At 68.0% G+C, this 26,830-nt stretch carries 25 protein-coding genes; 13 read left to right on the top strand and 12 right to left on the bottom strand.

Annotated elements, in window-relative coordinates; genetic code table 11:
- Positions 1-86: 86 nt before the first annotated feature.
- Positions 87-839 (top strand): DUF4184 family protein, encoded by a 753-nt coding sequence (locus LTV02_RS36610; RefSeq protein WP_233036092.1) that lies wholly within the window; start codon positions 87-89, stop codon positions 837-839.
- Here the strand turns inward: LTV02_RS36610 and LTV02_RS36605 are convergent.
- Positions 809-1,672: a MinD/ParA family ATP-binding protein gene (locus LTV02_RS36605; protein WP_157762364.1), complete on the bottom strand. Its 864-nt coding sequence runs from the start codon at positions 1,670-1,672 to the stop codon at positions 809-811. The two genes, LTV02_RS36610 and LTV02_RS36605, sit on opposite strands and share 31 nt — an antisense overlap.
- 335 nt (positions 1,673-2,007) lie before the next feature.
- On the bottom strand, positions 2,008-2,985 hold the full coding sequence (locus LTV02_RS36600; RefSeq protein WP_233036091.1) for an NAD(P)H-dependent flavin oxidoreductase: 978 nt from the start codon (positions 2,983-2,985) through the stop codon (positions 2,008-2,010).
- Positions 2,986-3,070: 85 nt separating this feature from the next.
- On the opposite strand from LTV02_RS36600, the gene LTV02_RS36595 reads away from it, so the two are divergent.
- Positions 3,071-3,715 carry a TetR/AcrR family transcriptional regulator gene (locus LTV02_RS36595; RefSeq protein ID WP_233036090.1) on the top strand — a complete coding sequence of 215 codons (645 nt, stop codon included), beginning with the start codon at positions 3,071-3,073 and terminating at the stop codon, positions 3,713-3,715.
- Here LTV02_RS36595 and LTV02_RS36590 read toward each other — a convergent pair.
- Positions 3,712-4,428: a TetR/AcrR family transcriptional regulator gene (locus tag LTV02_RS36590; protein ID WP_233036089.1), complete on the bottom strand. Its 717-nt coding sequence runs from the start codon at positions 4,426-4,428 to the stop codon at positions 3,712-3,714. The two genes, LTV02_RS36595 and LTV02_RS36590, sit on opposite strands and share 4 nt — an antisense overlap.
- Before the next feature lie 124 nt (positions 4,429-4,552).
- Between LTV02_RS36590 and LTV02_RS36585 the strand changes: the two genes are divergently transcribed.
- The 5 genes from LTV02_RS36585 (at position 4,553) to LTV02_RS36565 (ending at position 8,560) form a co-directional block, all read left to right on the top strand.
- A complete protein-coding gene (locus LTV02_RS36585; protein WP_067715643.1) occupies positions 4,553-5,413 on the top strand; it encodes a metal-dependent hydrolase in 861 nt (286 codons plus the stop codon).
- A gap of 29 nt (positions 5,414-5,442) precedes the next feature.
- Entirely contained in the window at positions 5,443-6,327 is an 885-nt protein-coding gene (locus LTV02_RS36580) for a metal-dependent hydrolase (protein WP_067715276.1), read from the top strand.
- 11 nt (positions 6,328-6,338) lie between these two features.
- Positions 6,339-7,232 carry an SDR family NAD(P)-dependent oxidoreductase gene (locus LTV02_RS36575; RefSeq protein ID WP_233036088.1) on the top strand — a complete coding sequence of 298 codons (894 nt, stop codon included), beginning with the start codon at positions 6,339-6,341 and terminating at the stop codon, positions 7,230-7,232.
- A complete protein-coding gene (locus LTV02_RS36570; RefSeq protein ID WP_233036087.1) occupies positions 7,229-8,308 on the top strand; it encodes a ferredoxin--NADP reductase in 1,080 nt (359 codons plus the stop codon). The genes LTV02_RS36575 and LTV02_RS36570 overlap by 4 nt, the downstream gene beginning before the upstream one ends.
- 81 nt (positions 8,309-8,389) lie before the next feature.
- The gene (locus LTV02_RS36565; protein ID WP_233036086.1) at positions 8,390-8,560 is read left to right on the top strand and encodes a hypothetical protein; all 171 of its coding nucleotides are present in this window, start codon (positions 8,390-8,392) and stop codon (positions 8,558-8,560) included.
- A gap of 5 nt (positions 8,561-8,565) precedes the next feature.
- Here the strand turns inward: LTV02_RS36565 and LTV02_RS36560 are convergent, their stop codons facing one another.
- Both LTV02_RS36560 and LTV02_RS36555 read right to left on the bottom strand, forming a co-directional pair.
- The gene (locus LTV02_RS36560) at positions 8,566-10,263 is read right to left on the bottom strand and encodes a GMC oxidoreductase (protein ID WP_233036085.1); all 1,698 of its coding nucleotides are present in this window, start codon (positions 10,261-10,263) and stop codon (positions 8,566-8,568) included.
- Between the two features lie 26 nt (positions 10,264-10,289).
- Positions 10,290-11,759 (bottom strand): flavin-containing monooxygenase, encoded by a 1,470-nt coding sequence (locus tag LTV02_RS36555; RefSeq protein ID WP_233036084.1) that lies wholly within the window; start codon positions 11,757-11,759, stop codon positions 10,290-10,292.
- Between the two features lie 108 nt (positions 11,760-11,867).
- Here LTV02_RS36555 and LTV02_RS36550 point away from each other — a divergent pair, with 108 nt between their 5' ends.
- Positions 11,868-12,926, top strand: coding sequence for an AraC family transcriptional regulator (locus LTV02_RS36550; protein WP_233036083.1), 1,059 nt, complete (start codon positions 11,868-11,870; stop codon positions 12,924-12,926).
- A 15-nt stretch (positions 12,927-12,941) separates the two neighbouring features.
- Here the strand turns inward: LTV02_RS36550 and LTV02_RS36545 are convergent, their stop codons facing one another.
- Positions 12,942-14,048, bottom strand: a complete 1,107-nt coding sequence (locus LTV02_RS36545; protein WP_233036082.1) for a lipase family protein — start codon at positions 14,046-14,048, stop codon at positions 12,942-12,944.
- 277 nt (positions 14,049-14,325) lie between these two features.
- Between LTV02_RS36545 and LTV02_RS36540 the strand changes: the two genes are divergently transcribed.
- Positions 14,326-14,868, top strand: coding sequence for an NADPH-dependent FMN reductase (locus LTV02_RS36540; protein ID WP_233036081.1), 543 nt, complete (start codon positions 14,326-14,328; stop codon positions 14,866-14,868).
- Between the two features lie 134 nt (positions 14,869-15,002).
- On the top strand, positions 15,003-16,430 hold the full coding sequence (locus tag LTV02_RS36535) for an MFS transporter (protein ID WP_233036080.1): 1,428 nt from the start codon (positions 15,003-15,005) through the stop codon (positions 16,428-16,430).
- A 125-nt stretch (positions 16,431-16,555) separates the two neighbouring features.
- On the opposite strand, the gene LTV02_RS36530 is transcribed toward LTV02_RS36535, so the two are convergent.
- Positions 16,556-17,362 (bottom strand): SAM-dependent methyltransferase, encoded by an 807-nt coding sequence (locus tag LTV02_RS36530; protein WP_233036079.1) that lies wholly within the window; start codon positions 17,360-17,362, stop codon positions 16,556-16,558.
- Positions 17,363-17,491: 129 nt separating this feature from the next.
- Between LTV02_RS36530 and LTV02_RS36525 the strand changes: the two genes are divergently transcribed.
- The gene (locus LTV02_RS36525) at positions 17,492-18,823 is read left to right on the top strand and encodes a GGDEF domain-containing protein (protein ID WP_233036078.1); all 1,332 of its coding nucleotides are present in this window, start codon (positions 17,492-17,494) and stop codon (positions 18,821-18,823) included.
- Position 18,824: 1 nt separating this feature from the next.
- Here LTV02_RS36525 and LTV02_RS36520 read toward each other — a convergent pair whose 3' ends face one another.
- The 3 genes from LTV02_RS36520 to LTV02_RS36510 form a co-directional block, all read right to left on the bottom strand.
- Positions 18,825-19,727: a DUF5995 family protein gene (locus tag LTV02_RS36520; protein ID WP_233036077.1), complete on the bottom strand. Its 903-nt coding sequence runs from the start codon at positions 19,725-19,727 to the stop codon at positions 18,825-18,827.
- 101 nt (positions 19,728-19,828) lie between these two features.
- Positions 19,829-21,721 carry a long-chain-fatty-acid--AMP ligase FadD32 gene (gene fadD32, locus LTV02_RS36515; protein WP_269821652.1) on the bottom strand — a complete coding sequence of 631 codons (1,893 nt, stop codon included), beginning with the start codon at positions 21,719-21,721 and terminating at the stop codon, positions 19,829-19,831.
- 127 nt (positions 21,722-21,848) lie between these two features.
- Positions 21,849-23,093 carry a KasA/KasB family beta-ketoacyl-ACP synthase gene (locus LTV02_RS36510; RefSeq protein ID WP_233036075.1) on the bottom strand — a complete coding sequence of 415 codons (1,245 nt, stop codon included), beginning with the start codon at positions 23,091-23,093 and terminating at the stop codon, positions 21,849-21,851.
- 333 nt (positions 23,094-23,426) lie between these two features.
- Here LTV02_RS36510 and LTV02_RS36505 point away from each other — a divergent pair, with 333 nt between their 5' ends.
- Complete coding sequence (locus LTV02_RS36505; protein WP_233036074.1) at positions 23,427-24,425, top strand: acyl-ACP desaturase; 999 nt, start codon at positions 23,427-23,429, stop codon at positions 24,423-24,425.
- Positions 24,426-24,513: 88 nt separating this feature from the next.
- The gene (locus LTV02_RS36500; RefSeq protein WP_233036073.1) at positions 24,514-24,864 is read left to right on the top strand and encodes a spore germination protein GerW family protein; all 351 of its coding nucleotides are present in this window, start codon (positions 24,514-24,516) and stop codon (positions 24,862-24,864) included.
- Between the two features lie 4 nt (positions 24,865-24,868).
- Here LTV02_RS36500 and LTV02_RS36495 read toward each other — a convergent pair whose 3' ends face one another.
- Both LTV02_RS36495 and LTV02_RS36490 read right to left on the bottom strand, forming a co-directional pair.
- Positions 24,869-25,681 carry a SigB/SigF/SigG family RNA polymerase sigma factor gene (locus LTV02_RS36495; RefSeq protein WP_233036072.1) on the bottom strand — a complete coding sequence of 271 codons (813 nt, stop codon included), beginning with the start codon at positions 25,679-25,681 and terminating at the stop codon, positions 24,869-24,871.
- A gap of 115 nt (positions 25,682-25,796) precedes the next feature.
- Positions 25,797-26,579, bottom strand: coding sequence for an MIP/aquaporin family protein (locus LTV02_RS36490; protein ID WP_233036071.1), 783 nt, complete (start codon positions 26,577-26,579; stop codon positions 25,797-25,799).
- Between the last annotated feature and the right edge of the window lie 251 nt (positions 26,580-26,830).

Below are 26,830 nucleotides of genomic sequence, written 5' to 3'. Positions count from 1 at the left end.
GACGGTTTTACGCGGGGATCGAAAATTCTTTGTGGAGATACCGTGCGATCCCGGCCGAGCGGGCTCGCGCGCGGCATGCTGCGACGGTGCCGTTCACCCTCGCCCACCCCGCAGCGGCGCTGCCGTTACGCCACCGGCTGCCGCTGCCGGGCCTGATCGCCGGAACGCTCGCCCCCGACGTGGTCTACTACCTGCCGATTTCGATGCCGTTGCCGACCCATTCGCTCGCCGGCACGGTGACCTCGGACCTGACGGTCGGACTGTTGCTGCTGGCAGCGCTGTTCGGAGTGGCGGCGGATCCGTTGACGGCCTTGGCTCCCGACGGGTGGCGGCGGCGCATCCGCGAGCCGGAGTGGGATGTCCGGCAGCTGCCCCGGCTGGCCGCCGCGGTGGTCGCGGGCGCGATCACGCACGTGTGCTGGGACAGCCTGGTGCAGCGGGACGGTGCGCTGGTCGCACGCTGGCCCTGGTTGCGCTCCACCGTGATCGAACCGCACAAGCTCTACAACGTGCTCGGCTACCTGTCCTCGATCGGCGGCCTGCTGGCGCTCGCCTTCGCCGCGGCGGGCTGGTATCGCCGGACGCCGCCGGGGCCGCCGCGCCCGGGGCTCGGGCGGGGGCCGCGACGGTGGGTGCTCGGCGGCACAGGGGTTTTCGTGGCCTTCGGGGTGACGCATGCCCTCACCGCGTACGTCCGGTCCGGTGGCTACGATCTCGTGCGGGCCGCGCTCGTGGGTGCGATTCGGTGGGGCGCTGTCGCTTTCGCGATTTACGCCGTCGCCTGGCACCTGGTGGCGCGCCGTGCGGACTATCTGAGCAGGCTCACCACCTGGCGGTAGGCGGCGCGGGTGGGCGGGGCCAGCTTCTTCCAGCTGACGGGGCCGCCGGAGGCCAGGTGGGGGTCGTAGGGGATCTCGGTGACGCCGCGGACCACTTCGCCGAGGTAGGTGCGGGTGTGTTCGGCGATGAGGGGGCCGTCTTTGGGGTGCTGCCTGGTGACGACGATGACGGCGTCGGCCAGGTGGTACTGGCTGTAGTTGTCGTCGAGCCAGATCAGGGCCGGTTTCAGGCGGTTCACGGCGTCGGGGCGGGCGGCGATGGTGATCACCAGGGCGATGCGGGGGTCGCAGAGCAGGGGGGCCACCGCGCGATTGGTGATGGGTGCGCCGCCGTCGTAGACGGGCAGGCAGCCCGCGCCGCTGAGGTCGCGGTGGACCGAGGCGTAGCTTTCGCGGCGGGGCAGGGCTTCCGGGCCGCGCGGGAGCACGCCGACATTGGCGCTGTTCTCACCGCAGCTGTCCAGCACGGTTGACACCAGATTGCGGTGGGTCATATTCAGCCAGGACTGCACCGTGCCCGCCGGATCGACGGTGTCGCAGCCGCGCCGGGCCAGATCGCCGCCGGTGGCGGTGGCGTCCACCACGATCGGCGAATGACCGCCGGATTCGTATGCGGCGGCCGCGATTCCGAGCGCGGTGGTGGTCGCTCCGGAACCGCCGGAACTGCCCATGACCAAGGCCGGCGGCACATCGGCCCACAGCATGTAGCCCTTGCCGCCGTGCAGTCGGATGCGATCGGTGGGGGTGCCGGGCGGGGCGGGGCGGAGCAGCAGCGAAAGATCGGTCGGAGTCGCGGAAAGCTCGGCGGGGTGATCGGGGAATGGGTCGTACACGCGAGATTCCTTATGTGCGAGCAGCATTCAAATCTGCGGAATCAACAGTGGCCACCACCGCGCGCACGACGACTCCGGCGGCGTCATCCGCGCGTGTATGACCCGCAGCGCGTTCGGGTCGCATCCAACACCCACACCGTATCGACGAATTGCCCCTGCGCTACGACGTCTTCGATGAAGTGCCTGTCTTCTGTTCTCGCACACCCCCTACCGGCGCACACAAACGGTCGGCATCGGAAAGAATTGCCGTGCAATCTCTTTCGATGCCGACCGATAGTATTACACCGATCTTACCGAAACGGGCATTCGGAACGAATATCCCGCCCGCACTTGGGCTACAGGCTCGCGAGCCGCTCCTTCGCCGCGGCGTATTCCCGAGTCAGCCGGGCGACGATCGCGGCGGTGGGCACCACCGCGTCCACGGCGCCGATGCCCTGACCCGAACCCCAGATATCCTTCCAGGGCTTGGCCCCCGGCGTGGCGGATTCGGATTCACCGGTGCCGAAATCCATTGCGGAAGGATCGGACTGGCCGAGATTGTCCGGATCCATGCCCGCGGCGGTGATGCTGCCGCGCAGATAGTTCCCGTGTACCCCGGTGAACAAGTTGGAGTAGACGATGTCCCCCGCCGCCGAATCCACGATCATCTGCTTGTAGCCCGGCACCGCATTGGCCTCGTCGGTGGCGATGAAAGCCGAACCGATGTAAGCCAGATCGGCCCCGGCGGCCTGCGCGGCCAGAATCGAACGGCCGTGCGCGATGGACCCCGACAGCAGCAGCGGCCCGTCGAACCAGGCCCGGATCTCCTGCACCAGCGCGAACGGCGACTGCGCTCCGGCGTGCCCGCCCGCGCCCGCCGCCACCGCGATGAGCCCGTCGGCCCCGCGCTCGACGGCCTTGCGCGCGAAGAAGTCGTTGATCACGTCGTGCAGCACGATGCCGCCGTAGGAGTGCACCGCCTCGTTCACGTCCGGCCGCGCGCCCAGCGAGGTGATGACGATCGGCACCCGGAATTCCACGACGGTGGCGAGGTCTTCCTCCAGCCGGTCATTGCTCTTGTGCACGATGAGGTTCACCGCGTAGGGCGCGGCCGGCTGCTCGGGATTGTCGGCATCCCACTTGGCCAGTTCCTCGTTGATCCGCACCAGCCATTCGCGGAACTGCGACTGCGGGCGCGCGTTCAGCGACGGGAAGGATCCGACGATCCCGGCCTGACATTGCGCGATCACCAGCTCCGGCCCGGACACGATGAACATGGGCGAGGCGACGGCGGGCAGGCGCAGGCGCTCGGACAGGATGGACGGCAGGGTCATGGATCGGTCCTTGCTGCGGTGGTGAACAAAATCTGGTGATAGTGTTCACCACAGTGTGGGGGCGGGCAATGAACGAGGCGGAGATGTGACGGCAGCCACGGGTCGATACGCCGGACTCAGCGCCGACCAGCGTCGGCGGGAACGCCGGGCGCGCCTGCTCGCGGCCGCGGGGGAACTCATCGCGGAGCAGGGTTCGGCCGGGCTCAAGGTACGGGCCCTGTGCGCCCGCGCGGGATTGAACGATCGGTACTTCTACGAGAGCTTCACCGATACCGACCAGTTGCTTCGTGAATTGCTGGACGAGCAGCTGGCCGCCATCACCGCCGAGATGCTCGCGCCCTTGGCCGCCACTCCTTCCGATACCCGCCTGCGACTGCGCGCCGTCATCGAGACCGTGGTCGCCATCGTGGCCGACGATCCGCTGCGGCGACGGCTGTTCCTGGAACTACAGACGACCGAGGAGCTGCGCGCCCGCCGGGCCGAACTGGTCGGCACCGCCACGTCGGTCATGCTCGACCAGGGCCGGGAGTTGCTCGGCGCGGCCGCGGTCACCGGCGTGTACGCCGAATTGGCCGCCCGCACCGTCTCTTTCGGCGGCTTGGAGATCCTCACCGAATGGCTGCGCGGCGACCTCGCCATCGACCGCGCCCAGTTGATCGACTTCCTGTGCGCCATGATCCTGACCGCCAGCGAGATCACCGCGACCGTGCAGCGCGAACTGCACGGCTAACGCTCGGCCGGTTCGCTCAGCGCCGGCCGCCCGGTCAGCGGTTCGTCGGGATGCAGTGTGAGACCGCGGGATTGGGCCGTCGACGCGATCGCGCCCCAGGCGAAGGCGGTCAGCTCCTCGGCCAGTTCCCGGGCGGTGATGACCGGTTCGTTGAGCCAGCGCAGCACCCCCAGCCCGATCGCGCCGAGCATGGCGTCCACGGCGTACTGGGTGTGATCGCCGTTCGCGCCGCGCAGCCGGAGCAGGCCGGAGAAGAAATCCGCGACCGTATCGGACAGTGGCCGCCCGTCCTCGAGCAGCCGGGTGGCGCCGAACGCGGTCACCACCTGCGAGCTGACGATGAAGCGAAACAGGTTGGGGCGCTCGGCGACCAGATCGATATAGGCGATGAGCGCGGTCCGGATGCCGTCGCGCACCGGTCCGGCCGGATCCAGATGCGGGGTCACCCGTTCCACGATCAGCTGCTGCACCCGCCCGCTCACCGCGGCCAGCAGCTCCACCTTGTCACCGAAGAACCGGTACAGCTTGGGACGCGGTATACCAGCGGTTTTCACCACATCGTCGATGGAGAGCTCGGGCCCGTGCGCGTCGATGGCGCGAATGGTGGCCTCGATGAGTTCGGCTCGCACGGTGGCGCGGTGCGAGTGCCAGCGGTCATGCCTGGCATCACCTTTGAGCTCACCCGGACGCTCGTGAGGTGGATGGGAGGCCATGCGCCAGATTGTAATTCGATCCGTTACGGCGAACCCCCTTGCAGACTGTCTGGGACAATCCTACACTGACCTCACATCGAACACTCAGTACTAGGTACTCAGTGTTGCACCAAGGATGGTCCAGATGGTCAATACCCTTCCCGCGACCGGGTATCCCAAGACCCGGCGCATCACTTTCCGCTTCGGACAACAGCATTCCGGCGATCGCTACTTCGTCGACGACGACATGGTGTTCAGCCATTTCGTGGCGGGCATGTCCGGCGGCTTCCCGGCCGGCGAGGAATCGTTCATCCGCTCGGTCCGCCGGGTCGCCGAACTCGTCACCGACCCCACCCTGAAGAAACGCGTCACCGGCTTCGTCGGCCAAGAGGCCATGCACGGCCAGGAACACCGGCGGCTCAACGACAAACTCGTCGAAATGGGTTATCCCATCGAATGGCTGGACTCCGAACGCGCCAAGGAGCGCATGCTGCGCCTGGAACAGCGGCTGCCCGCGGTGGTGCACCTGGCCATGACGGCCGCCGCCGAGCACTACACGGCGGTGCTGGCGCAGCGGGTGCTGTCCAGCCCCGAACTGCAGGCCATTCCGGGCGATCCGGAGGTGTGGAATCTGCTGAATTGGCATGCGCTGGAAGAACTCGAGCACAAATCGGTGGCCTTCGACGTCTTCCGCGCGGCGGGCGGCGACGAGCGCACCCGGATCGGCGTCATGGCCGCCATGTACGCGCTCACCCTGCCCTTGACCTATGCCAGCCTGGCGGTGTCACTGGCCCGCGATCCGGCGGCGCGGCGGCAGCCGGTGCGGGTGGCGCGCGAGGCGTACCGGCTGTTCACCGGGCCGCTGTTCCGCGGGCTGATGCCCGAGCTGGCGAAGTATCTGCGGCCCGGTTTCCATCCCGACGATATCGACACCTCCGCCCTGCTCGGCCATTGGCAGCGTGAGCTCTTCGGCGAGAACGGCGTCCTCAACGACCACTTGAAATAGCCATAACTCCAGAGAGAAAGGACCGACCAATGGCGATCGGTCGCAACCAGGCAAGCACGTCCCTCGACCCGTACCCGAAGGTGCGGCGCATGCGATTCCGGTTCGGGCAGCCCGAGCCGATGGCGCATCATTTCGTCCAGGACGATATTCCGCTCACCCATCTGATCGCGGTGCTGTCGGGGGCTTTCCCGCCGGGCGAGGAATCGTTCATCCGCTCGGTGCGCAAGTTCTCCGGCGAGATCACCGATCCGGTGCTCAAGAAGCGGGTGGCCGGCTTCATCGGCCAGGAAGCCGTGCACGGGCAGCAGCATCGCGCGCTCAACGATCAGTTGATACACAACGGTTTTCCCATCGTCCGGCTGTTCACCTTCGGGCCGGGGGCGCTGCGCGAGCGCGGCGTGATCATGGTGGAGAACCTGGTGCCGCGGCATGTGCACCTGGCCTTCACCGCGGCCGCCGAGCACTACACCGCGACGCTGGCCAAGCGGGTGCTGGGCACCCAGGAGATCCAGGACATCCCCGGTGATCCGGAGGTGTGGAACCTGTTGAACTGGCACGCCTTCGAGGAGCTCGAGCACAAATCGGTGGCCTTCGACGTGTTCCGGGACCGGGGCGGGCCGGAAGCCGTGCGGATCGGGGTGATGGCGGGGATGTACTACCTCACCATTCCCGCGGTGTCCGTGGGGATTCTGGCCTCGATCCTGAGCGATCCGCGTAGCTGGCGACCGTTGAAAGTGGCGCGGCAGTCGGTGGCGCTGGTGCGCGGGCCGATCGTGCGGGGGCTGCTGAAGGAGATGCGGCCCTATCTGCGGCCGGGCTTCCATCCCGACGATATCGATACCGATGACCTGCTCGAGCAGTGGCGGCAGGAACTGTTCGGCGCGGACGGCGAACTGCTGGACCGGATCGGCTGAGAGGTAATCCGTTGAAGCTCAACAATATCGACCCCGAACTGGTGGTGGTGACCGGCGCCGGCAGCGGCATCGGGCGCGCGGTGGCGCGGCGCTTCGCCCGGGGCGGGGCGCAGGTCATCGTCTCCGATATCGACAAGGCGGCCGCCGTCGCCACCGCCACCGGGATCACCGATTCCGGCGGGCGGGCGGTGGCCATGCAGCTCGATGTCACCGATCCGGCGGCCTGGGAGTTGTTCGCCCGGGACGTGTGCGCGGATTACGGCGTGGCGAACGTGCTGGTCAACAATGCCGGAATGCTGGTCAGCGGGGCCTTTCTGGACCTGGAGCCGGCGGACTGGGATCGGCAGCTGAGCGTCAACCTGCTCGGCGTGGTCTACGGCTGCCGGACCTTCGGGCGGCAGATGATCGAGGCGCAGCAGCGCGGGCACATCGTGAACATCGCCTCGGCGGCGGCGTTCACGCCCACCCCGGTGATGTCGGCGTACTCGGTGTCCAAGGCCGGGGTGAAGATGCTCACCGAATGCCTGCGGCTCGAGCTGGCGCCGAAAGGCGTTGGCGTGAGCGCCATCTGCCCGGGCGTGATCAATACGAATATCGCGCGGCACGCCGTCGCGGTGGGCGTGGATCCGGCGCTGCTGGAACGCGGGCAGTGGATCACCGAGCAATTGCAGCAGCTGGCCGAACGGCTGCCGGTCGCGCCGATGAGCCCGGACCTGGTGGCGCGGGCGGTGCAGCGGGCCATCCGCTTCGATCTGGCGGTGGTGCCGGTGCGCACCGAGGCGTGGCTGGGGTACTTCCTCATGCGGCTCGCGCCCGGGGTGAATCGGCGGCTGACGCAACCGCTTTCGATGGAACGCATCCAGGCCGTGGGTGAACTGCTGCTCGGCCGGGGCGGGGCCGGATGAGCGCACGCGCACACCGGATCAAGGTGCGCGAAGTCGTCAGCGAGACCGCCGACGCGGTCTCGCTGATCTTCGATGTGCCCGCCGACCTCAGCGGCCGATTCGCCTACGCGCCCGGGCAATTCCTGACGGTGCGGGTGCCGAGCGACCGCACCGGATCGGTGGCGCGCTGCTATTCGCTCTCCAGCAGCCCGCACTGCGACGACCGGCCGGCGGTCACGGTGAAGCGGACGGCGGGCGGGTACGCCTCGAACTGGTTGTGCGACAACGTTTCCGCGGGTTCGATACTCACCGTGCTGGAACCGGCGGGGAACTTCTCGCCGCGTTCCCTGGATCGCGATTTCCTGCTGTGCGCGGCGGGCAGCGGGATCACCCCGATCATGTCGATCGCCAAATCGGCGCTGACGACGGGGCGCGGGCGGGTGGTGGTGCTGTACGCGAACCGGGATCGGGCGTCGATCATCTTCGAACGGCAGCTGCGCGAGCTGACCAGGCGGTATCCGCGCAGGTTGGTGGTACTGCACTGGCTGGAATCCGAGCGCGGATTGCCCGGCACGCAAGGGCTGGCCACCATGCTGCGGCCGTACCGGAAGTACGACGTATTCCTCTGCGGCCCCGAAGGTTTCGCCACGGTGACCACCCGGGCACTCGCCTACCTGCGCGTCCCCGCTCGCGCGATCCATCGCGAGGAGTACCGGTCGCTGACCGACAATCCGTTCGAGCGCCCGGTCGCGGTCGCACCGTCCGAACTGTCCAACGCCGCCCCGCCCCGCCGGGAGGAACCCTCCGTCACGGCCAACGGTGCGGGGACTGTACGGGTGGAGATCGACGGCTCCACCCACACCCTGCCCTGGCCACGCGACCGCAAACTACTGGATGTCCTGCTGGACAACGGCATCGACGCCCCGTACGTATGCCGTGAATCCGCCTGCGGGACCTGCGTGTGCCGGGTACGGGAGGGCCGCACCCGCATGCTCATGAACGAGGCGCTCATCGACGAGGAGATCGCCATGGGACTCACCCTGGCCTGCCAGACCCTGCCCGAATCGGACGATGTCCGGATTGTCTTCGATCAGTAGCTCCAGGTGGGAAACCAACTGCCCGACTTGGCGTTTGGCACAATCTGTCACATCCACCCGCCACCGGGTGACGAACCGAGAATGGTGACGACCACTCAGCGTCTGCTAGCCGAGATACTGCACCGCTACGGCAGCCTCGAGGCGTTCTGTGCCCGCCTGCGCGCCGACCACGCCGATCCGCCCACCCTCGAACTCCCCGGTCCGGCCGGTGCACCGAGCGGCGGGCGGCATCGGGCCCCCGACTCCGACTAACCCTGTCAGCCGATCCCCACGATCGGCAGCCGCAGCGCCGCCGGAGCGGTGGGCGGCACCACGGGTCGCTTCGGCGCGATGGGGGCGATCCGGCGATACCCGGCGCCCGGCTCCGGACGGGCATCGGCGTCGCCCTTGTTCGGCCACAGCGCGATCGCGCGCTCGGCCTGGGCGGTAATGGTCAGCGACGGATTCACCCCGAGATTGGCCGAGATGGTCGAGCCGTCGATCACGTGCAGCCCAGGATGGCCGTACAGGCGGTGATAGGCATCGACCACGCCGGTCTCCGGGGAATCGCCGATGGCGCAGCCGCCCAGGAAGTGACCGGTCATCGGGATATCGAAGATGCTGCTGCTCGCACTGGCCGTCGGTATCCCGTCGATCTTCGCGGCCACCTTGCGCGCCACCTCGTGCCCGGCGGGAATCCAGGTCGGGTTCGGGTCGCCCTCGCCCTGCCGGGTGGTCAGTTTGCGGCCGAACAGCCCGCGCTCGGTGTACGTGGTGATGGAATTGTCGACCGACTGCATGACCAGCAGCCCGATCATCTGTTCCGACCAGCGCCGCGGATCGTGCAGGTGGAACAGGTCCCGCCGATTGCGCACCATCTCGCGCAGCCAGGCCCGCCCGCGGGGCGGCTGGCCGCCCACCATCACCGTGGTCATGGCGGCGAGCGCATTGCTGCCCTTGCCGTAGCGCACCGGTTCGATATGGGTGTCCGGATCCGGATGGATGGACGAGGTGATGGCCACGCCCTTGGTGAAATCGTTGGCGGCGTTCCGGCTGCGGACCGCCAGCAGCTCTTCGGAATTGGTGCGCGAGAGGTAGCCGAGCCGGTCCGAGATGCGCGGCAGCGAGCCGCGGTCGCGCAGGCGGTGCAGCAGGCGCTGGGTGCCGAGCGAAGCCGCCGCGAAGATCACCTGTTCGGCGGTGAACTCCTTGCGCTGCTTGCGAATCCAGCGTCCGGTGCGCACCGTCTCGACCGCGAAGCCGCCGCCGTTCAGGGGGCGCACGTTCACCACGGTGGTCAGCGGATGCACGGTGGCCCCGGCCTTTTCGGCCAGGTACAGATAGTTCTTGACCAGGGTGTTCTTGGCATTGTGGCGGCAGCCGGTCATGCACTCGCCGCAATGGGTGCAGGCGCGCCGGTCCGGGCCGACGCCGCCGAAGAACGGATCGGGCACGTCCTCACCGGGTTTGCGCCCGGGCCCGCCGAAGAACACGCCGACGGGCGTGCGCTGGTAGGTGTCGGCGACGCCCAACTCCTCGGCGACCTCGCGCAGCACCCGGTCAGTGGGGGTGGTGGCCGGGTTCACGGTCACGCCCAGCATGCGTTTGGCCTGGTCGTAATGCGGGGCCAGCTCGTCCTTCCAGTCGGTGATATGGCCCCACTGCTTGTCGGCGTAGAACTTCTCCGGCGGCTCGTAGAGGGTGTTGGCGTAGACCAGGGAACCGCCGCCGACGCCCGCGCCGCTCATGACGAAGGTGTCCTTCAACAGGGTCAGGCGTTGAATTCCGAAGCAGCCCAAGGCCGGAGCCCACAGAAACTGCCGGGCACGCCACGATGTCTTGGCGAACTCGTGGTCGGCGAAGCGGCGGCCGGCCTCCAGCACGCCGACGCGGTAGCCCTTCTCGGTCAATCGCAGCGCGCTCACGCTGCCGCCGAATCCGGAGCCGATGACGATGACGTCGTAGTCGAAACGCATGTGCACTCCTCGAAATCCGTTGTCGCTCAGCCGACCCGCGTCAGGCGGTAGTCGGCCGGATCCAGTCGTCGCGTCTCCAGCCGGTATCCGGTGACGGTGCCCGGCCAGTTATTGGTGATGCGCCCGGCGGCATTGCGATACCAGCTGGTGCAGAAGTTCCACACCGAACGGCCCAGGCGATCCTGAATCCGGTTGTCGTAGGCCGCTTCCGCCTCCGGGCGCACCTCGAGCACGTGCCCGGGCCGGTCGGCGAGCAGGGCCACGGCCTGGCGGATATAGCGGGTCTGGGATTCGATGATGTGCACGATCGACCCCGCGCCGAGATTGGTGTTCGGGCCGTAGAGCAGGAACATATTCGGGAAACCGGAAACCGTGATGCCCTTGAAAGCCCTTGCGCCGCCGGACCATTCATCGTGCAGTTTGCGCCCCTGAGCGCCGGTCACACTCATCGGCCAGAGGAATTCGGTGCCCTTGAACCCGGTGCCGTAGATGATCACGTCGACCTCGTGCAGCGTCCCGTCGGCGGTGCGGATGCCGGTCGGCGTGATCTCGGCGATCGCGGTGGTCTCGACCCGCGTATTGGGCTGGGTGAGCGCGGGGAAATAGTCGTTGGAGAACAATCCGCGCTTGCAGCCGGGCGGGGCGTCGGGGGTCAGCTTGGCGCGCAGGATCGGATCGGCCACCTGTTTCGCCAGATGCCGCTTGCTGATGCCGGAGACCAGCGGGCGGATGGCCGGAATGTCGACGATGCTCAGCGACACCGTCTCGCACAGCGCCCACCAGGCCAGGCGTTCGGCGAGCAGTACCGGCGGCAGGCGCCGGAACAGGGCCCGGCGGGCGGCGTCGTAGTCGGTGTCCGGCTTGGGCAGGATCCAGGTGGCGCTGCGCTGGAATAGGGTCAGGCCGGCCACCCGCGGCCCGATGGCGGGCACGAATTGGATTGCGCTGGCGCCGGTTCCGATGACGGCGACGCGTTTGCCGGTCAGCTCGACCGAGTGATCCCATTCGGCGGAGTGGAAGGCCGCGCCCGCGAAGCTCTCCGCGCCGGGGAGGTTCGGCACCGCCGGGCGCGACAGCTGGCCCACCGCCGACACCAGCAGGGCCGCGGTCAGTACGTCTCCCCCGGCGAGACGTACGGTCCAGGCGCCCGTGGCATCGTCGTATTCGGCGGCCGCGACGTCGGCTCCGAAACGGATCTTGTCCAGCAGCCCGTACTTCTCGGTGAGCCCGCGCAGATAGCGCTGGATCTCGGCCTGCGGCGCACAGCGTTTGGACCAGTCCGGGTTCGGCTCGTAGGAGAAGGAGTACAGCGGCGACGGCACATCGCATTCCGCGCCCGGGTAGGTGTTCTCCCGCCACACCCCGCCCACGTCCGCGCCGCGTTCGAGCAGCACGAAATCGTGGAATCCGGCCCGGGTCAGCTCCATGGCCATGCCGATGCCGCCGAACCCGGTGCCGATGATGATGATCGACGGGCCGGAACCGGTGCCGCTCATGGTCGTCTCCTCACTGCGCTGTGGTCGACAATGACGCTACGACCTGCGGATACCGCGACGGGAAAGCGAGACGGCCAGAAAATCCATAGATTCGGCCATAATCGACACATGAGTACGGTCGAGGAACCCGACGTCCGGACCTGGCATTTCCCGCGCGGCACCGCCAGCGTGGCGGTGATGGCCGAGTTCGCCGCCGAGCACGGGGTGGCCGCCGAACGGGTGCTCGCGGGCACCGGGCTGAGCGCGGGGGTGCTGAGCGATCCCGATGCCCAGATACCCGCCGAGACCGAATTGACCGTGGTGCGCAATCTGGTGCGCGAACTGGCGCACGTGCCCGCGCTCGGGGTGGAGGTGGGGCGGCGCTACCGGATCAGCACCTTCGGGATCTTCGGGTACGCGTGCGTCACCAGTCCCACGCTGCGGGAGGCGATTTCGCTCGCACTGCGCTACTACCGGCTCGGCTTCGCCTTCTGCACGCCGATCGTGGAATCGCGGCCGCGCGAGGTGGTGACCTGGATTCACCACGACACCGTGCCGGCCGATGTACAGCAGTTCCTGGTGGAGCGCGACATCGTGGCCATGCATCGGGTGATGAGCGATCTGATCGGCGCGCGCGTCGATCTCACCCGGGCCGAATTCGGTTATCCGGCAGGCGATCAGGCCGGGCGGCTGGAATCGTTGTTCGGCGTGCGGCCCCGCTTCGAACGGGCGCACACCATGTTCGGCATCGACCCGGATCTGCTCACCCAGCCGCTCCCCCAGGCGAATCAGCCCACCTGGGCGGTGTGCGTGGCGCAGTGCCGCGACCTGCTGCACCGGCGCAGCGCGCGCACCGGCATCGCCGCCGAGGTGCGTGATCGGCTGCTGCCCGGTTCCGGCACAACGGGTTTCGCCGCCCCGCTCACCTTCGACGCGGTGGCGCGCGAACTCAACCTCAGCCAGCGCACCCTGCGCCGGCACCTGGAAGCGGCGGGCACCTCCTACCGCGCCCTGCTCGACGAGGTCCGCCAAGCCCTGGCCGAGGAGATGCTCTCCGCCACCCCACTCTCGGTGGACGACATAGCGATTCGCCTGGGCTATGCCGAAGCGACGCCGTTCATCCACGCTTTCAAACGCTGGACGGGCACGACGCCCGCCGCGTATCGGCGCGCGCAGCGTCCGACCTGATTCCCTCCCCGGGGCCTACGCGCCCTTGGGCAGTGCGGTGGTCCTGGACTGCTCGAAGGACTCCGCGAGGAAGCGCATCGCCGGACCGGCGAAAGCCATTGCGCCGGTGATGTGTTCGCGGCCCCGCATGCTCAGCATGGTGACGTCCACGCCGAGCGCCTTCCAGTCCTCGGCCAGCTTGACCGCCTGCGGATACGGGATGATCTGCTCGGCGGTGCCGCCCGCGACCAGCACCGGGGCGGCGGGAGCCAGTGCGCCCAGGGTGTTCTCGCGCAGTTTGCGCTTGACCGCGGGCACCTCGAACGGCAGCCGGTGGCAGTAGGTGGTGACTTTCTTGGGCAGCACCGCGCCGACGCCCACGCCCAGCACCGCGGCGGGGATGACGTGGGTGCGGCGGAAGAGCGCGGCCAGGGCCTTGCCGGAGGGCTTGAGGTATTGCAGGACATCGAGTTCCGGGTAGGCGGCATCGAGGCCGAGCACGCCGTAGAACAGCAGGAAGGCGTACGGGCTGTCGTCCAGGAAGGCGATCATGTCGGCCAGATCGGACGGGGCGGACCCGACCACGCCGCCGGCGATGGTGAGTTCCGGCGCGTAGGTGGGCTGCAGTTGCAGCGCCCAGCCGGCCGCGCAGCCGCCCTCGGAATAGCCGTAGATGCCGAGCGGGCCGCCCGGGTCGAGGCGGGCCGCGTTCAGCCGCCGGGCGGCGCGAATGCTGTCCAGGACGGCGGGACCGAGGGCGCGGCCCATCACGTACGGATGCGTGCCCGGGCTGCCCAGGCCGGGATAGTCGGTGACGACCAGCGCCCAGCCGCGGCGCAGGGCGGCGCGGATGAACAGCGATTCGTATTCCAGACCCCAGCGCAGCTGCCAGGACGCGGCGGCCACTGTGTGCGCGATGCCCTGGGTGCCGACGGCATAGCCGATGAGCGGACGGGTGCCCGCACCGCGCCAGGGCGCACGCGGCACCAGCACCGTCCCGGTCACCCGGTTCGGCTCACCGTGCGCGTCCGTGGAGGTGTATTCGATGCGCCAGGCGCGGGCCGGAAGCCGCAATCCGGGGAGCATCTTCGCCGACATGGGCTTGGCCGACAGCAGCCGGCCCGGATCGGTGTTCGCAGTCATCGTTGCCTGCCCTTCCAGCACAAACACTTGCTATGCACTTGTCGCGCAACCGAATCCGAATCGTCATAACTGTCTCGGACAGCGCGGCATGAAGCCACGATACCTAAAATGAGAGAGTGTGACAGGTTATGTCGCAGCTACTCCCACACATTGGGACCGGGAGTTCCCCGGGGGCTCCGCCACCAGCAGGAAGAGGGGTCCGGGGGTGTGACCCCCGGACCCCCACCTGGCGGGATCAGCGCACCGAAATAGCGGCTCGGCCGGGTACGTTCCCGCAATGGTGAGTACACCCCTGCGCATCTTGCTGATCTCCGGCAGCACCCGGGATCGATCGACGAATACGGCCGCGCTGCGGACCATCTCGGCACTGGCGCCGGAGGGGGTCGAGGCCCCGCTCTATGACGGACTGCGAGACCTGCCGCAGTTCGTACCCGGCGAAGAGCCCGAACCGCCTGTCGTCCAGGACTTGCACAAGCAACTGGGCGCGGCCGACGCGGTGCTGATTTGCAGTCCGGAGTACGCGGGGATGATTCCCGGCAGTCTCAAGAACCTCCTGGAGTGGACGGTCGGCGCGGCCGATCTGCACGAAAAGCCGGTCGCCTATGTGAATGTCGCGTTCGAGGGCCGGGGCGACGAGGCGGTGGCGACGCTGCGGACGGTGCTCGGATATGTCGGCGCGGAGCTGGTCGAGGCCGCGAGCGGGCGCATCACGGTGCTGAGCCAGATGGTCGGCGCGGACGGGCTGGTGGCCGATGCCGAAACGCGGGAACGGCTTTCCGCCGCACTGGAGGCGCTCATCGCACACGTCCGCCCAGTTTGAGTACCCCCTAGGGGTATGAAATCAATCACTCTCCGGAGGTCTTCAATTCAGGTACCCCCCATGGGTATACATGGGAAGTCCGAATTGCCCAGCGGCACAGCGCCTGTGGCCGCCGCCTCCGAGGAGTGATCCCCATGTCCACCAGCACTTCGGCGCCACCGTCCGCACGACGGTGGGTCGCCCTGTCCCTCATCGCCCTGGCCCAGTTCATGGTCATCATGGACACCTCGATCATCGGCGTCGCCCTACCGGAAATGCAGACCTCCCTGGGCTTCTCGCAGGAGAACCTGTCCTGGGTCTTCAATGCCTACGTGGTGGTGTTCGGCGGCCTGCTGCTGCTCGGCGGCAAGCTCTCCGACATCGTCGGCGCCCGGCGCATCTTCCAGCTCGGCTGGGCCGTCCTCGGCGCCGGCTCACTGGTGGCGGGGCTGGCGAACTCCGCGACGCTCGAGCTCATCGGCCGCGGCGTACAGGGTGCGGGCGCGGCGCTCATCGCACCGTCCGCATTGACCCTGCTCATGATGCTGTTCGGGTCCAACCCGGGCGAGCTGACCAAGGCGTTCGCGGTCTACGGCGCGGCCGCCCCCGCCGGTGGCACCGCCGGCGTCTTCCTGGGCGGTCTCATCACCGAATACGCTTCGTGGCCTTGGGTTTTCTACATCAATATCCCGATCGCCCTGATCGCGCTGCTCGCCGCGCCCGCCCTGCTGCCCGAGGGCGCGCTCGCCCCGCACGGTTCGGTGGACATTCTGGGCGGCCTCACCGCCACCCTGGGTCTGGGCGCGGCCGTGTTCGCCGTGGTCCGCGCACCGGAGAGCGGCTGGCTGTCGGCCGCCACCCTGAGCGTGTTCGCCCTCGCCGTCGTCCTGCTGGCCGCCTTCGTGGTGATTCAGCGGCGCCGCCGGGAACCGCTCATGCCGCTGGAGATCTTCCGCGCCCCCGATCTCGGCGCGGCGAACCTGGCCCAGGTGCTGCTGGGCGCGGCGTGGGTGCCGATGTGGTTCTTCCTGAACCTGTACCTGCAGCAGGTGCTCGGTTACTCGGCCTTCCCGTCCGGCGCGGCGCTGCTGCCCATGACGGCGCTCATCATGGCCGGAATGATCGCCCTGTCCCCGAAGCTGTTCGCCCGCTTCGGCGCCCGCACCATGATCATCGCGGGTTTGCTGATCCTGGCGGCCGGGCTGGTGTGGCTGTCGTTCATCCGCGCCGACGGCAATTTCTGGGTCGACGTGCTGCCCGGTTCGCTGGTCGCGGCGCTCGGCATGTCCCTGGCCTTCGTCCCGTCCCTGCAGACGGCCATCTCGGCCGCCGCGCCGGAGGAGGGCGGACTGGCCTCGGGCATCGTGAACACCGGGTACCAGATCGGTTCCGCGCTCGGCCTGGCCGTCGCCACCGCCATCGCATCGGCGGCCGGGGCCGAACACCTCGGTGACGTCCTCGCCCTCACCGACGGTTTCGCCGCCGCCTTCCGCACGGCCGCCGTCATCGCCGCCGTCGCCGCGATCCTGGCGGTGCTCACCTTCCGCCGGCCCGCCCGATCGGAGGTGCCCGCCACCGCGTGATCCCCTGCCGGACAATCGAACACAACGAAGGGGGCGTCGAGCCCGACGCCCCCACCCGCCACAACGAACCGGTGGCGTCGTGCCTCCGCACGACGCCACCCTTTGCTCTTCGCCTCCGTAGGAGGTCAGTCCTTGCGCGCCAGCCCGCCGTACGCCCCGGACCGCTCCGGGTGCTCACCCACATCGGCGGCATTGTCCGGACGCCACAGCGGCAGGTGCACCAGCCCGGGATCGACCAGGGTCCAATCCAGGAAGTAGGTCGCGATCTCCTCGCGGCTGCGCAGCACGATCTCGGTGGAGGTCCGCCCCGACAGCTTCTGCGCCTCCAGCACCTCCGGCGGCTGCCCGTCGGCGGTGGCGTGCGTGATCGCCACGTAACTGCCGTACGCGCACCCTTCCAGCAGCCGCGCGACCGCTCCCGCCGGATCGGCGTCGTCGGGGACGAAATGCAGTACGCCGAGCAGCAGCACCGCCACCGGCCGGCTGAAGTCGATCAGCTTGGTGACCGCCGGATCGGCCAGGATCGCCGCCGGATCCGCCACATCCGCGTGCACCACCTGGGCGAGCGGATTGTCGGCCAGGATGGCCTGGCTGTGCGCCACCGCGACCGGGTCGATATCGACGTAGACGACCTTCGCCTCGGGATTGCGGGCCTGGGCGACCTCGTGCACATTCCCGACGGTCGGGATGCCCGACCCGAGATCCAGGAACTGATCGATGCCGGCATCGGTGAGGTACCGGACGCAGCGGCGCAGCAGATCCCGGTTCGCGCGCATGGTCTCGGCGACGTTCGGGGTGAATTGCTCGATCATGCGCGCCAGCTGGCGATCGATCTCGAAATTGTGCATCCCGCCCACGAAGTAGTCGTAGACCCGCGACGCGCTCGGGCGGTCCAAGTCGATGCCTTCGGGCGCCCAACTCGGTCTGGTCATCGGATCCCCATCTTCCCGCTGAAATAGCACGTGGTCAGAGCCAATCGTGAAGCGCCGCAATGGTATCCCAATATTCGCCGGGAGGGCAGGCGAAGCGAGCACCGACCGGTCGGGCTACCATCGATCTCCATGGCGTCGGATCCCGGGGTGGGGCCGGAGCAGGGTGGCCCGCACGCCGCAGTGGTGCAGGAGTGGGTAGCCGCGTTGGCACGCGGAGCCCGCGACCACGTGGTGCCCATGAGCCGATCCGAAGCCCGGGCGTTGCTGCAGCGGATCGTCCGCGAGCTGGACGCGGTGGCGCGCAGCGCCGAATCCCCGGCCAAGGTGGGTGAACTCGGCGCGGAACTGGCGCGGGCGCATTTCGTCGGCGACGAGGTGCTGGGCCGCAGCATTCACGTGCTGACTTCGTATCTCGCTGGGCAGCAGGAGATTCCGGCCGCGCGCGCCGCGGAATTGATCGGCGCGTTCACCACCGGCTATGTGCGGGCCTTCCGGGAATGGCTGCTGGCCGAACAGGAAAGCGTGCGGATGGCCGATATCGCGGCGCGCCAGCGCGTGCAGGAACAGTTGCGCGCCAGCGAGGCTCGCTTCCGGGCGGTGTTCGCGCAGGCCGGGATCGGCACCGGGCTCTCGGATATGACCGGGCGCATCATCGAGGTCAATACCGCGTTCGCGGACATGCTCGGCTACACCCAGGCCGAGATGTGCGCGCTGTCGGTGACCGACCTCGGCCATCCAGCCGACGATCCGGACATGTGGGGCCTGTACGCGTCGGTGCTGCGCGGCGATGTCGACAACGTGCACATGGAGAAGGCCTATCCGCACAAGGACGGCCGCACGGTCTGGACGAAGATCAACGTCTCGCTCATCCGCGACGATCAGGGCCTGCCGCAGTACACGCTGATCCTGGTGGAGGACATCTCCGAGCAGCGGGTGCTGGCCGAGCGGCTGCGCTATCGTGCCCACCACGATCAGCTCACCGGGCTGGCCAATCGCTCCCGCTTCTTCGACGCGCTGGCGGCGGCGTTCACCGATCCGGAGGCCCGGATCGGGCTCTGCTACGTGGATCTCGACCGGTTCAAGGCCATCAACGACACCTTCGGGCACGCGGTCGGCGACGAGCTGCTGGTGCAGGCCGCCGCGCGGCTGACCGGCTGCGCCACCGGCCCCGGCCAGCTGGTGGCGCGCATGGGCGGTGACGAATTCGTGATTCTCATCCCGGATTCCGGGGCCACCGAGCCGGAATCGGTTGGGACCGTGGAGGATATCGCGCGCTGCGTGCGACGCTCGTTCAGCCGGCCGTTCGAGGTGACGCGCCGGCGGCTGACGGTGACCGCGAGCGTGGGCATCGCGGCCGATCGCGCGGGCGACACCACGGCCGACGATCTGCTGCAGGCCGCCGACTACGAGATGTATCTGGCCAAGGCGATCGGGCGCGGGCCGTCGCGGACCCGGCCCTGAGTCAGAGCGCGCGCAGCTGGGCCAGCACCCCGAAGGCCACGTCCGCCGCCGCGGTCAGCGCCTGGATCTCCAGCACGGTGGGATCGTGCAGCACCGGATCCTGTAGCGCCAGGCCGTTTCCGAAGATCACCACATTCGCCCCGAGGTCGGCCGCGACCAGCAGCGGTTTGGTGGCGACGCCCTTGCCGAGCAGCAGATCCAGGCCCTCGCCGAAGAAGTAGAAGCGCCACAGCGGCCCGAGGTCGGCCTGGTAGACCTCCTTGGTGCGGTCCACGATCACCTCGCCCGCGCCCGCGATGGCGGCGACGATCTTGAAGTAGTCGTCGGCATTGTCCGGCCGGGTGTGCACCGCGGCGATGGAGTAGGCGAGGTCCACGGCCAGGTGCGCGCTATATCCGGCCATGGCCGCCTGTGCGCCGGAAACGGTGCAGTCCCCGGCCAATTCGAAGTAGCGCGCCCAGTGCGGTTCCACGGTTCCGCCGGTGAAGGCGGCGTGCAGATTGTTCAGGTACCGGCTCAGCAGCTCCAGGCTGATGGCGTGCGCGTACTCGCGATCGTGGAAGGCTCCCGGATCGTTCTGCAGAGGCATGACCGCCGCCTGCTCGACGCCGTCCAGCCCGATGCCGAACAGCCCCCGCCGATCCCGGTGCGCGATGAGGATTTCGGTGATCTCGTGATTGCGCTCGACGGCGATGGTCAAGCGCTGCAACGCGTCTCCGGTCAGGTCACCGGTATTCGACAGTCGCGCAATGGTGTCCAGCTCGGCCGCCGACAAGGGCGAGCCGCAGACCGTCTCGGGCGCCGGGGAGCCGGCCGACGGCTGGGCCAGGGCCACCGGCCCGGAAAGCAGCGCCGCCGCTGCGCTCATCGCGATGAGGAGCCCGATCCGGGCGAGTTTCCACACGGAGCAGGAGTGTACAGACCGGTCTGCTCTCGCGCGTTCCACGCGAAGGCCGTGTCAGCGCCGGGCCGATCGCAGCAATCGGCCCGGCGCTCACACCGGCCTCAGTCCGACGCGTCCGGGAAGTCGCGCTGCTGATACCCGCCGCGCAGCGTGCCCTCCAGATACGCCGTCCGGCAGGCCCGCCGGGCGATCTTGCCGCTGGAGGTGCGCGGAATCGAACCCGCGGGCACCAGCAGCAGATCGCGCACCTGCACCCCGTGCCGTTTGGCGATGGCCGCCCGCACGGTCTCGGTGATCGGCTCCGGATCCAATTTGGCCGCGCCCGTACCGCGCTCGGCCACTATCACCAGCGCCTCGGCGGCATCGCCGGGATCCGGCTTCACCGAGACGCCGTTCGGCGCGACCGCCTCGGTCGGCAGCTGGTTCGCCGAAACCGAGAAGGCCGCAACGAATCCCGGCCGCAGCGCGGTGCTGGACTCCTGCGCGGAGTACTCCAGATCCTGCGGATAGTGATTGCGCCCGTCCACGATCACCAGATCCTTGACCCGGCCGGTGATGTAGAGCTCGCCGTCCAGATACGACCCGAAATCCCCGGTGCGCATCCAGATGGCGTCCGGCGCGGCGCCTTCGGCGTGACTGCCTGCCGGCTGCCGGGTGACCAGCCGGTTCTTGAAGGTGGCCACGGTCTCCTCCGGCCGCCCCCAGTAGCCGACGCCCATATTGTTGCCGTGCAGCCAGATCTCGCCGACCTCGCCGTCCGCCTTCTCGGCGCCGGTCTCCGGATCCACGATCACCGCCCACTGCGACAGCGCCACATAGCCGCAGGACACCTGGGCCACCGCGTTCGGCGCGTCCGAGGTCACCTCGGTCATGCGCCCGGCATTGAGTTCGCCGCGGTCGACGTAGACCACCCGCGCCTCGTCGTCGCGCCGGGTCGCCGAGACGAACAGCGTCGCCTCCGCCATGCCGTAGCAGGGTTTGATGGCGGTCTTGGGCAGCCCGTACGGCGCGAAGGCGTCGTTGAACTTCTGCATGGAGGTCACCGACACCGGCTCGCTGCCGTTGATCAGGCCGATCACCCGGGACAGGTCCAGGTCCTCGCCCGGCTTGGGCAGACCGCGCGCCGCCGCGTGCTCGAAGGCGAAATTCGGTGCGGCCGCGAAGATCTCGGCCCCGTCCTCCTGCGCCGCGAGTTCCTTGATCCAGCGGTACGGGCGGCGCACGAAGGCGCTCGGCGACATGATGGTGATGAACTTGCCGCCGATGGTCGGCAGGATCACCGTGAGCAGGCCCATGTCGTGGAACAGCGGCAGCCAGGTGACGCCGCGCGCCTTCTCGGTGATGCCGATGGCGTTCACCATCTGCAGCAGGTTCGTGCCGACCGCCCGGTGCGTGATCTCCACACCGGCCGGCGTGCGGGTGGACCCGGAGGTGTACTGCAGGTAGGCCACCGAATCCACATTGATGTCCGGCCGCACCCAGGTCGCGCCCACGCTGTCCGGAATCGCCTCCACCGCAATGATTCGCGGGCGCTGCGGCGCGGGCAGGTTCTTGAACAGTTCGCGCACCCCGGCCGCGGCGGAGCCGACGGTGAGGATGGCCGAGGGCGTGCAGTCCGCGAGGACGGCGTGCAACCGGTCGGAGTGGCCCTGCTCGTCCGGATCGAACAGGGGCACCGCGATATTGCCCGCGTACACCGCGGCGTACATGGCCACGACGTACTCCAGGCCCTGCGGCGCCAGGATGGCGACCCGGTCGCCCGGCTGCGTGACCTGCTGTAGCCGGGCGGCCACCGCACGCAGCCGGACGCCGAACTCGTTCCAGGTGAGTTCGGAACGCTCGCCGTCGCGTTCGCGCGAATAGTCGACGAAGCGGTAGGCGAGCTCGTCTCCGGCTGCCACCGTGTGCTTGTCGACCAGGTCGATCATGGTCTGGTTGGCCGGAATCCTGATATTGCCGTGCTCGTCCAGATAGTCATCGAAAGTCTCGCCGATCATTCCCTATCCTTTTTCAACTCACAGCCGAGCGTGGCTGTGCAGTGACACCGAACAAAGATCGACACGAAGGCCCGGAAGTAGCTGGGGCTGGAGAACTCTAACAGGGTGTCGATTCGTACGTCACTCAGTACCGGCCGAAGGCGATGGCGACATTGTGACCGCCGAAGCCGAAGGAGTTGTTGAGCGCGTAGTCGTACTGACCGGTCCGTGCCGTGCCCTTGACCACGTCCAGGTCGATTTCGGGGTCCTGATTGTCCAAATTGAGAGTGGCCGGGACGATTCCGTCGCGCACGCTGAGCACCGTGATGACCGATTCGAGGGCTCCGACGGCGCCGATGGAATGCCCGAGAGCGGACTTCGGCGCGTACACCGCGGCATGGTTGCCCACCGCTTGCTTGATGGCGTTCGCCTCGGCGTAGTCACCGATCGGGGTGGCGGTGGCGTGCGCATTGATATGGGAGACATCGGCTTTGGTGATCCCGGCGTGCTCCATGGCGCGGGACATGGCCCGGGCGGCGCCGCTGCCCTCCGGGTCCGGGGCGACGAGATGGAAACCGTCGGAGGTGATTCCCGCGCCCATGATGCGGGCGTGGATCTTCGCGCCGCGGGCCTTGGCGTGCTCCTCGGTCTCGATGATCATCAGCGCGCCCGCCTCGCCGAAGACGAAGCCGTCGCGATCCTTGTCGAACGGGCGCGAGGCGGCCTTGGGATCGTGATTGCGGGTGCTCATGGCGCGCATCATGGAGAAGCCGGCGATCGGCAGCGCCTGGATGGAACCCTCCACGCCGCCGGTGACGACCATGTCGGCATCGCCCATGACGATCATCCGCCAGGCGTTCGCGATCGCCTCGGAACCGGACGAACAAGCCGAAACCGGCGTTGTCACACCGGCCCTCGCGCCCAGCTCGCAACTCACCACGGCCGCCGGGCCGTTCGGCATGATGGCCTGCACGGTCATCGGCGACACCTTGCGGTAGCCGCCCGCCTGCAGCCGGTCGCGGGCCTGCATGAGCACCTCCGCGCCGCCCAGGCCGGTGCCGATGGCGACGCCGAGCCGGTCGCCGTCCACCTCCGGGCTGCCGGCATTGCGCCAGACCTCGCGGCCCAGGACGGCGGCCATCTGCTCGACGTAGGACCAGCGCCGGGTCTCCGCGCGGGTGAGGGCCGTGCCCGGTTCGACTTTGAGGTGGCCGCCGATGCGCACCGGCAGGTCGAAATCGTCGAGGAAGGTGTCTTCCAGGACGTCGATTCCGCTCTCGCCGTTGAGCAGTCCCTTCCAGGTGGAGTCGACGTCACCGGCGATCGAGGTGGTGGCGGCGAGGGAGGTCACGACGACATCGGGGAACTTCCTTCGGTTGGGCGTCTGCATTGTTCACTCTCCGTAGCAATGCTCCGGCGAACCAAGACTCGATCCGCGTGGGCTGTCAAGGACTGTTTTGCAGCTAGCGAACGAACCCACCGCGAAGAACTTCGGCGGGGTGTAGAGCCAATCTCGGGCGAACTGGGCTAGATTATCCGAGGCGAAGCCGACCAGTCTCCTCATGGACACGCGGGCATCCCGGATTCCCTCGGATGCTCCCCCGCGGCCGACGCGGCGATCGCCTGGAATCCCCTCGTTCCACTGCCGGCCATTCCGGCTGACAGGCGTTGATCTCCACCATCATTCCGCAGCGACGAGCCATTTCAAGGGAGGCGCACGACCGTGGCCAGGAATCTCACTCAGCTCGAGTTGCTCATCGAGCTGGAGCCGATCGCCGAGCAGAATGTGAACAGGCATCTATCCATGGCCAAGGATTGGCATCCACACGACTATGTGCCGTGGACGGAAGGCCGCAACTTTGCAGCAATGGGCGGGATCGATTGGGATCCGGAGCAGTCGCAACTCAGCGAGGTCGCCAAGGCCGCCATGATCACCAATCTTCTCACCGAGGACAATCTGCCCAGCTATCACCGGGAAATCGCCGAGAACTTCTCCCAGGACGGCGCCTGGGGCACCTGGGTGGGCCGCTGGACCGCCGAGGAGAACCGGCACGGCATCGTGATTCGCGACTATCTCGTGGTGACCCGCGGGGTGGATCCGGTGGCATTGGAGAACGCGCGCATGGTGCATATGACCAATGGCTACCGGGCGGCCAATCTCATCAAGAACTATGTCGGCACCCAGGCGGCGTATAACGCTGCCGGATTTATGTATTCCGTCGCTTATGTCACTTTCCAGGAATTAGCGACTCGCGTTTCTCATCGCAATACCGGCAAAGTGTGCAATGACCCCATAGCGGACAAAATGTTGCAGCGCATCGCCGCCGACGAAAACCTGCACATGATCTTCTACCGCAATCTCTGCGGCGCGGCGCTGGACCTGTCCCCCGACCAGGCCATGGAGGCGATTTCCAACATCATCATGACCTTCCAGATGCCCGGCGCGGGCATGCCGAACTTCCGCCGCAACGGCGTACTGATGGCCAAGCACGGCATCTACGACCTGCGCCAGCACCTCGAAGAGGTGATCATGCCCGTACTCAAGAAGTGGAATGTCTTCGAGCGCAACGACTTCGGCCCGCGCGGCGACGAAATCCGCAACAACCTGGGCGATTACCTCGACAAGCTGCGCCGCGACGTGGTCCGCTTCGAAGAGCAGCGCGACCGCTCCCTGGCCCGCGAAGCCCAACGCGCGGACAAGGAATCGATCCTGATCGGCTGAACCCGCACCGCGACGCCATCGGGGACCCGACAATGAGATGAGCCGCAGCGACCGGCGGTTCAGGCCGGTCCCCGATGGAGGCCGCACCATGAACGTTCAAGAGCTGTTGTCCGCCACTCGCGAATCCCTCACCAGCCATCGGGTTTTCGCGGAACCCGTCGAGCACGACGGCGTCACCGTCATCCCCGTCTCGGCGATCGCCGGGGGCGGCGGCGGCGGCGGCGGCATCCAGGAGGGCGCCGAAGGGTCCGGCGCCGGTTTCGGTCTCGGCGCGAAACCGGTCGGGGCCTATGTGATCCGGGGCGGCAGCGTGCACTGGGTGCCCGCGGTGAATGTCGAACACGTCGTCACCGTGGCGGGCATCGTGGCGGTGGCGGCGCTGTTCGCCGCCGTGCGGATCGTCCGGCTGGTGGGCGGGAGCACGGCGCCGGCCGAATGACCCGTCACGCGGCGAGGGCGCGTTCGCGCAGGGTGCGCAGGGTGCGGTTCAGGATTCGGGAGACCTGCATCTGGGAGACGCCCAGTTCGGCGCCGATCTGCGACTGCGTCCGCGATTGGAAGAAGCTCAGTTCCAGCACGGTGCGTTCGCGGTCGGAGAGGGTGTCCAGCAGGGGCTCCACGGTGAGGGTTTCGTCGACCAGGTCGTAGGCCGGTTCCTCGACGCCGAGCGTGTGCAGCCGGGAAACCTTTGCGGTGCTTTCGGTTTCGAGCTCCGCATCCAGGGAATCATGACTGTAGCCGTTCGCCGCCACCAGGGCCTGCGCGATCTCCTCGCGATCGGTGCCGAGTTCGGACGCCAGATCGCCCGCGTTCGGCATCCGATTCAACCGCTGCGCGAGGTCCGGGGTGACCGCGGTGATCCGCAGATGCAGCTCCTTCAGCCGGCGCGGCACCCGCACCGACCAACTCGTATCGCGGAAGTGCCGGCGCACCTCGCCCATGATCGTGGGCACCGCATATGACAGGAATGTGGTGCCACGCGTCGTATCGAACCGGTCGACGGCCAGCACCAGCCCCACCCGAGCGATCTGCAGCAGATCCTCGAACGCCTCTCCCCGCCCCGCGAACCGCCGCGCGATGTGCTCGGCGAGCGGCAGACACCGCTCGATGATCCGCTCCCGCAGGACCGGCCGTCCGGGGTCGTCCGTGTCGAACGCCGCCAGTTCGGCGAGCCAGGGCTCGATGTCGTCGTAGGGATCACGTCCCGCGCGGGCAGTACCGGGTACTTCGGAAAAAGTCGCCATATCAGTGCTCATCTCCGATTTCCTCTATTCGAATGAACTCGGACCATGACCGGTTACCCGCCCGCCCGCGTATCCAAATAGTTATGTGAAATGAGACACAAAGATGTTTAGCCGGTCGGCGCCTGCCTCAGAGGAAGACCTGGGCGGTCAATCCAGCGAGTGCGCCCCCGAGCAGGGGACCGAAAACGGGGACCCAGGCGTAGGACCAGTCGGCGGTTTTGTGGCCGGGGGCGGCGTTCGCCGGGAGCTGTTCGGGGATGCGTTCGGCCGAACCACCGGCGGAGATGTCGGCGGGGATGCGCTCGGGGAGGACGTTCGCGGGGCGGCTCGTCGGGAGGAGGGCGTAGGCGAGGCGCGGGGCCAGGTCGCGGGCAGGGTTGATCGCGTAGCCGGTCGGGCCGCCGAGGGAGGCGCCGATACCGACGACGAGGAGGGCGGCGGCGAGGGGGCCGAGGCCGCTCGGGGTATGGCCGAAGGCGAGGATTACGTAGACGAGGGCGAAGGTCGCGATCACTTCCGTAAGGAAGTTCCAGCGATAGGAGCGGATCGCCGGGCCGGTCGCGAAGACGGCGAGCTTCTTCGTATCGTCGGGCTCGGCGTCGAAGTGCTTCTTGTACGCGAGGAAGGCGAGGCAGGCGCCGAGGAAGGCGCCGACGAGCTGGCCGGAGATATACGCGACCGTATTCGTGAAGTTCACGGGGACGCCGGGGGCGTACTCCTCGGCGCCGGCGAAGAGATTCCCGATAGTCACGGCCGGGTTCAGATGGCCGCCGGTCTTATACGCGACGTAGACGCCGCCGAAGACGCCGAGGCCCCAGCCGAAAGTGATCAGGAGCCAGCCGCCGTCGAGACCTTTCGACCTAGCCAGCAATACGTTCGCTACCACGCCCGCACCGAGCAGGATCAGCACTCCCGTGCCTAGTGCTTCACTTAGAAAAATCGAGCTGAAGTCCATAACTGCGCCTCCCGGTCGGCGGTCGCTGCGATGCCGAAAAAGACTCTACGGTCTTTCCTCTGGCAAATCTCTAGAAACACGCTAGGGCCTCGGGAGCCGGGAAACAAACCGGCGGAAGGGGCGGAAAGTCGGCGGAACGACGACCAGCGCTGCGCCGGAATCCCTTCCGGCACAGCGCTTTCGGTCTATCGATAAATCCCCGAGAA

The sequence above is a fragment of the Nocardia yamanashiensis genome (assembly GCF_021183565.1).
GTDB lineage: Bacteria > Actinomycetota > Actinomycetes > Mycobacteriales > Mycobacteriaceae > Nocardia > Nocardia yamanashiensis.
The sequence above is the reverse complement of the archived record's forward strand: the minus strand, read 5'-3'. Positions and strand labels throughout refer to the sequence as shown.

What these genes read in the sequence shown, in the direction of transcription:
- LTV02_RS36555 (WP_233036084.1), bottom strand. Translation starts at nt 11,759, where the DNA reads ATGAGCGGCACCGGTTCCGGCCCGTCGATCATCATCATCGGCACCGGG.
- LTV02_RS36535 (WP_233036080.1), top strand. Translation starts at nt 15,003, where the DNA reads ATGTCCACCAGCACTTCGGCGCCACCGTCCGCACGACGGTGGGTCGCC.
- LTV02_RS36580 (WP_067715276.1), top strand. Translation starts at nt 5,443, where the DNA reads ATGGCGATCGGTCGCAACCAGGCAAGCACGTCCCTCGACCCGTACCCG.
- LTV02_RS36550 (WP_233036083.1), top strand. Translation starts at nt 11,868, where the DNA reads ATGAGTACGGTCGAGGAACCCGACGTCCGGACCTGGCATTTCCCGCGC.
- LTV02_RS36500 (WP_233036073.1), top strand. Translation starts at nt 24,514, where the DNA reads ATGAACGTTCAAGAGCTGTTGTCCGCCACTCGCGAATCCCTCACCAGC.
- LTV02_RS36565 (WP_233036086.1), top strand. Translation starts at nt 8,390, where the DNA reads ATGGTGACGACCACTCAGCGTCTGCTAGCCGAGATACTGCACCGCTAC.
- LTV02_RS36560 (WP_233036085.1), bottom strand. Translation starts at nt 10,263, where the DNA reads ATGCGTTTCGACTACGACGTCATCGTCATCGGCTCCGGATTCGGCGGC.
- LTV02_RS36600 (WP_233036091.1), bottom strand. Translation starts at nt 2,985, where the DNA reads ATGACCCTGCCGTCCATCCTGTCCGAGCGCCTGCGCCTGCCCGCCGTC.
- LTV02_RS36590 (WP_233036089.1), bottom strand. Translation starts at nt 4,428, where the DNA reads ATGGCCTCCCATCCACCTCACGAGCGTCCGGGTGAGCTCAAAGGTGAT.
- LTV02_RS36530 (WP_233036079.1), bottom strand. Translation starts at nt 17,362, where the DNA reads ATGACCAGACCGAGTTGGGCGCCCGAAGGCATCGACTTGGACCGCCCG.
- LTV02_RS36545 (WP_233036082.1), bottom strand. Translation starts at nt 14,048, where the DNA reads ATGACTGCGAACACCGATCCGGGCCGGCTGCTGTCGGCCAAGCCCATG.
- LTV02_RS36540 (WP_233036081.1), top strand. Translation starts at nt 14,326, where the DNA reads ATGGTGAGTACACCCCTGCGCATCTTGCTGATCTCCGGCAGCACCCGG.
- LTV02_RS36570 (WP_233036087.1), top strand. Translation starts at nt 7,229, where the DNA reads ATGAGCGCACGCGCACACCGGATCAAGGTGCGCGAAGTCGTCAGCGAG.
- LTV02_RS36585 (WP_067715643.1), top strand. Translation starts at nt 4,553, where the DNA reads ATGGTCAATACCCTTCCCGCGACCGGGTATCCCAAGACCCGGCGCATC.
- LTV02_RS36510 (WP_233036075.1), bottom strand. Translation starts at nt 23,093, where the DNA reads ATGCAGACGCCCAACCGAAGGAAGTTCCCCGATGTCGTCGTGACCTCC.
- LTV02_RS36495 (WP_233036072.1), bottom strand. Translation starts at nt 25,681, where the DNA reads ATGAGCACTGATATGGCGACTTTTTCCGAAGTACCCGGTACTGCCCGC.
- LTV02_RS36525 (WP_233036078.1), top strand. Translation starts at nt 17,492, where the DNA reads ATGGCGTCGGATCCCGGGGTGGGGCCGGAGCAGGGTGGCCCGCACGCC.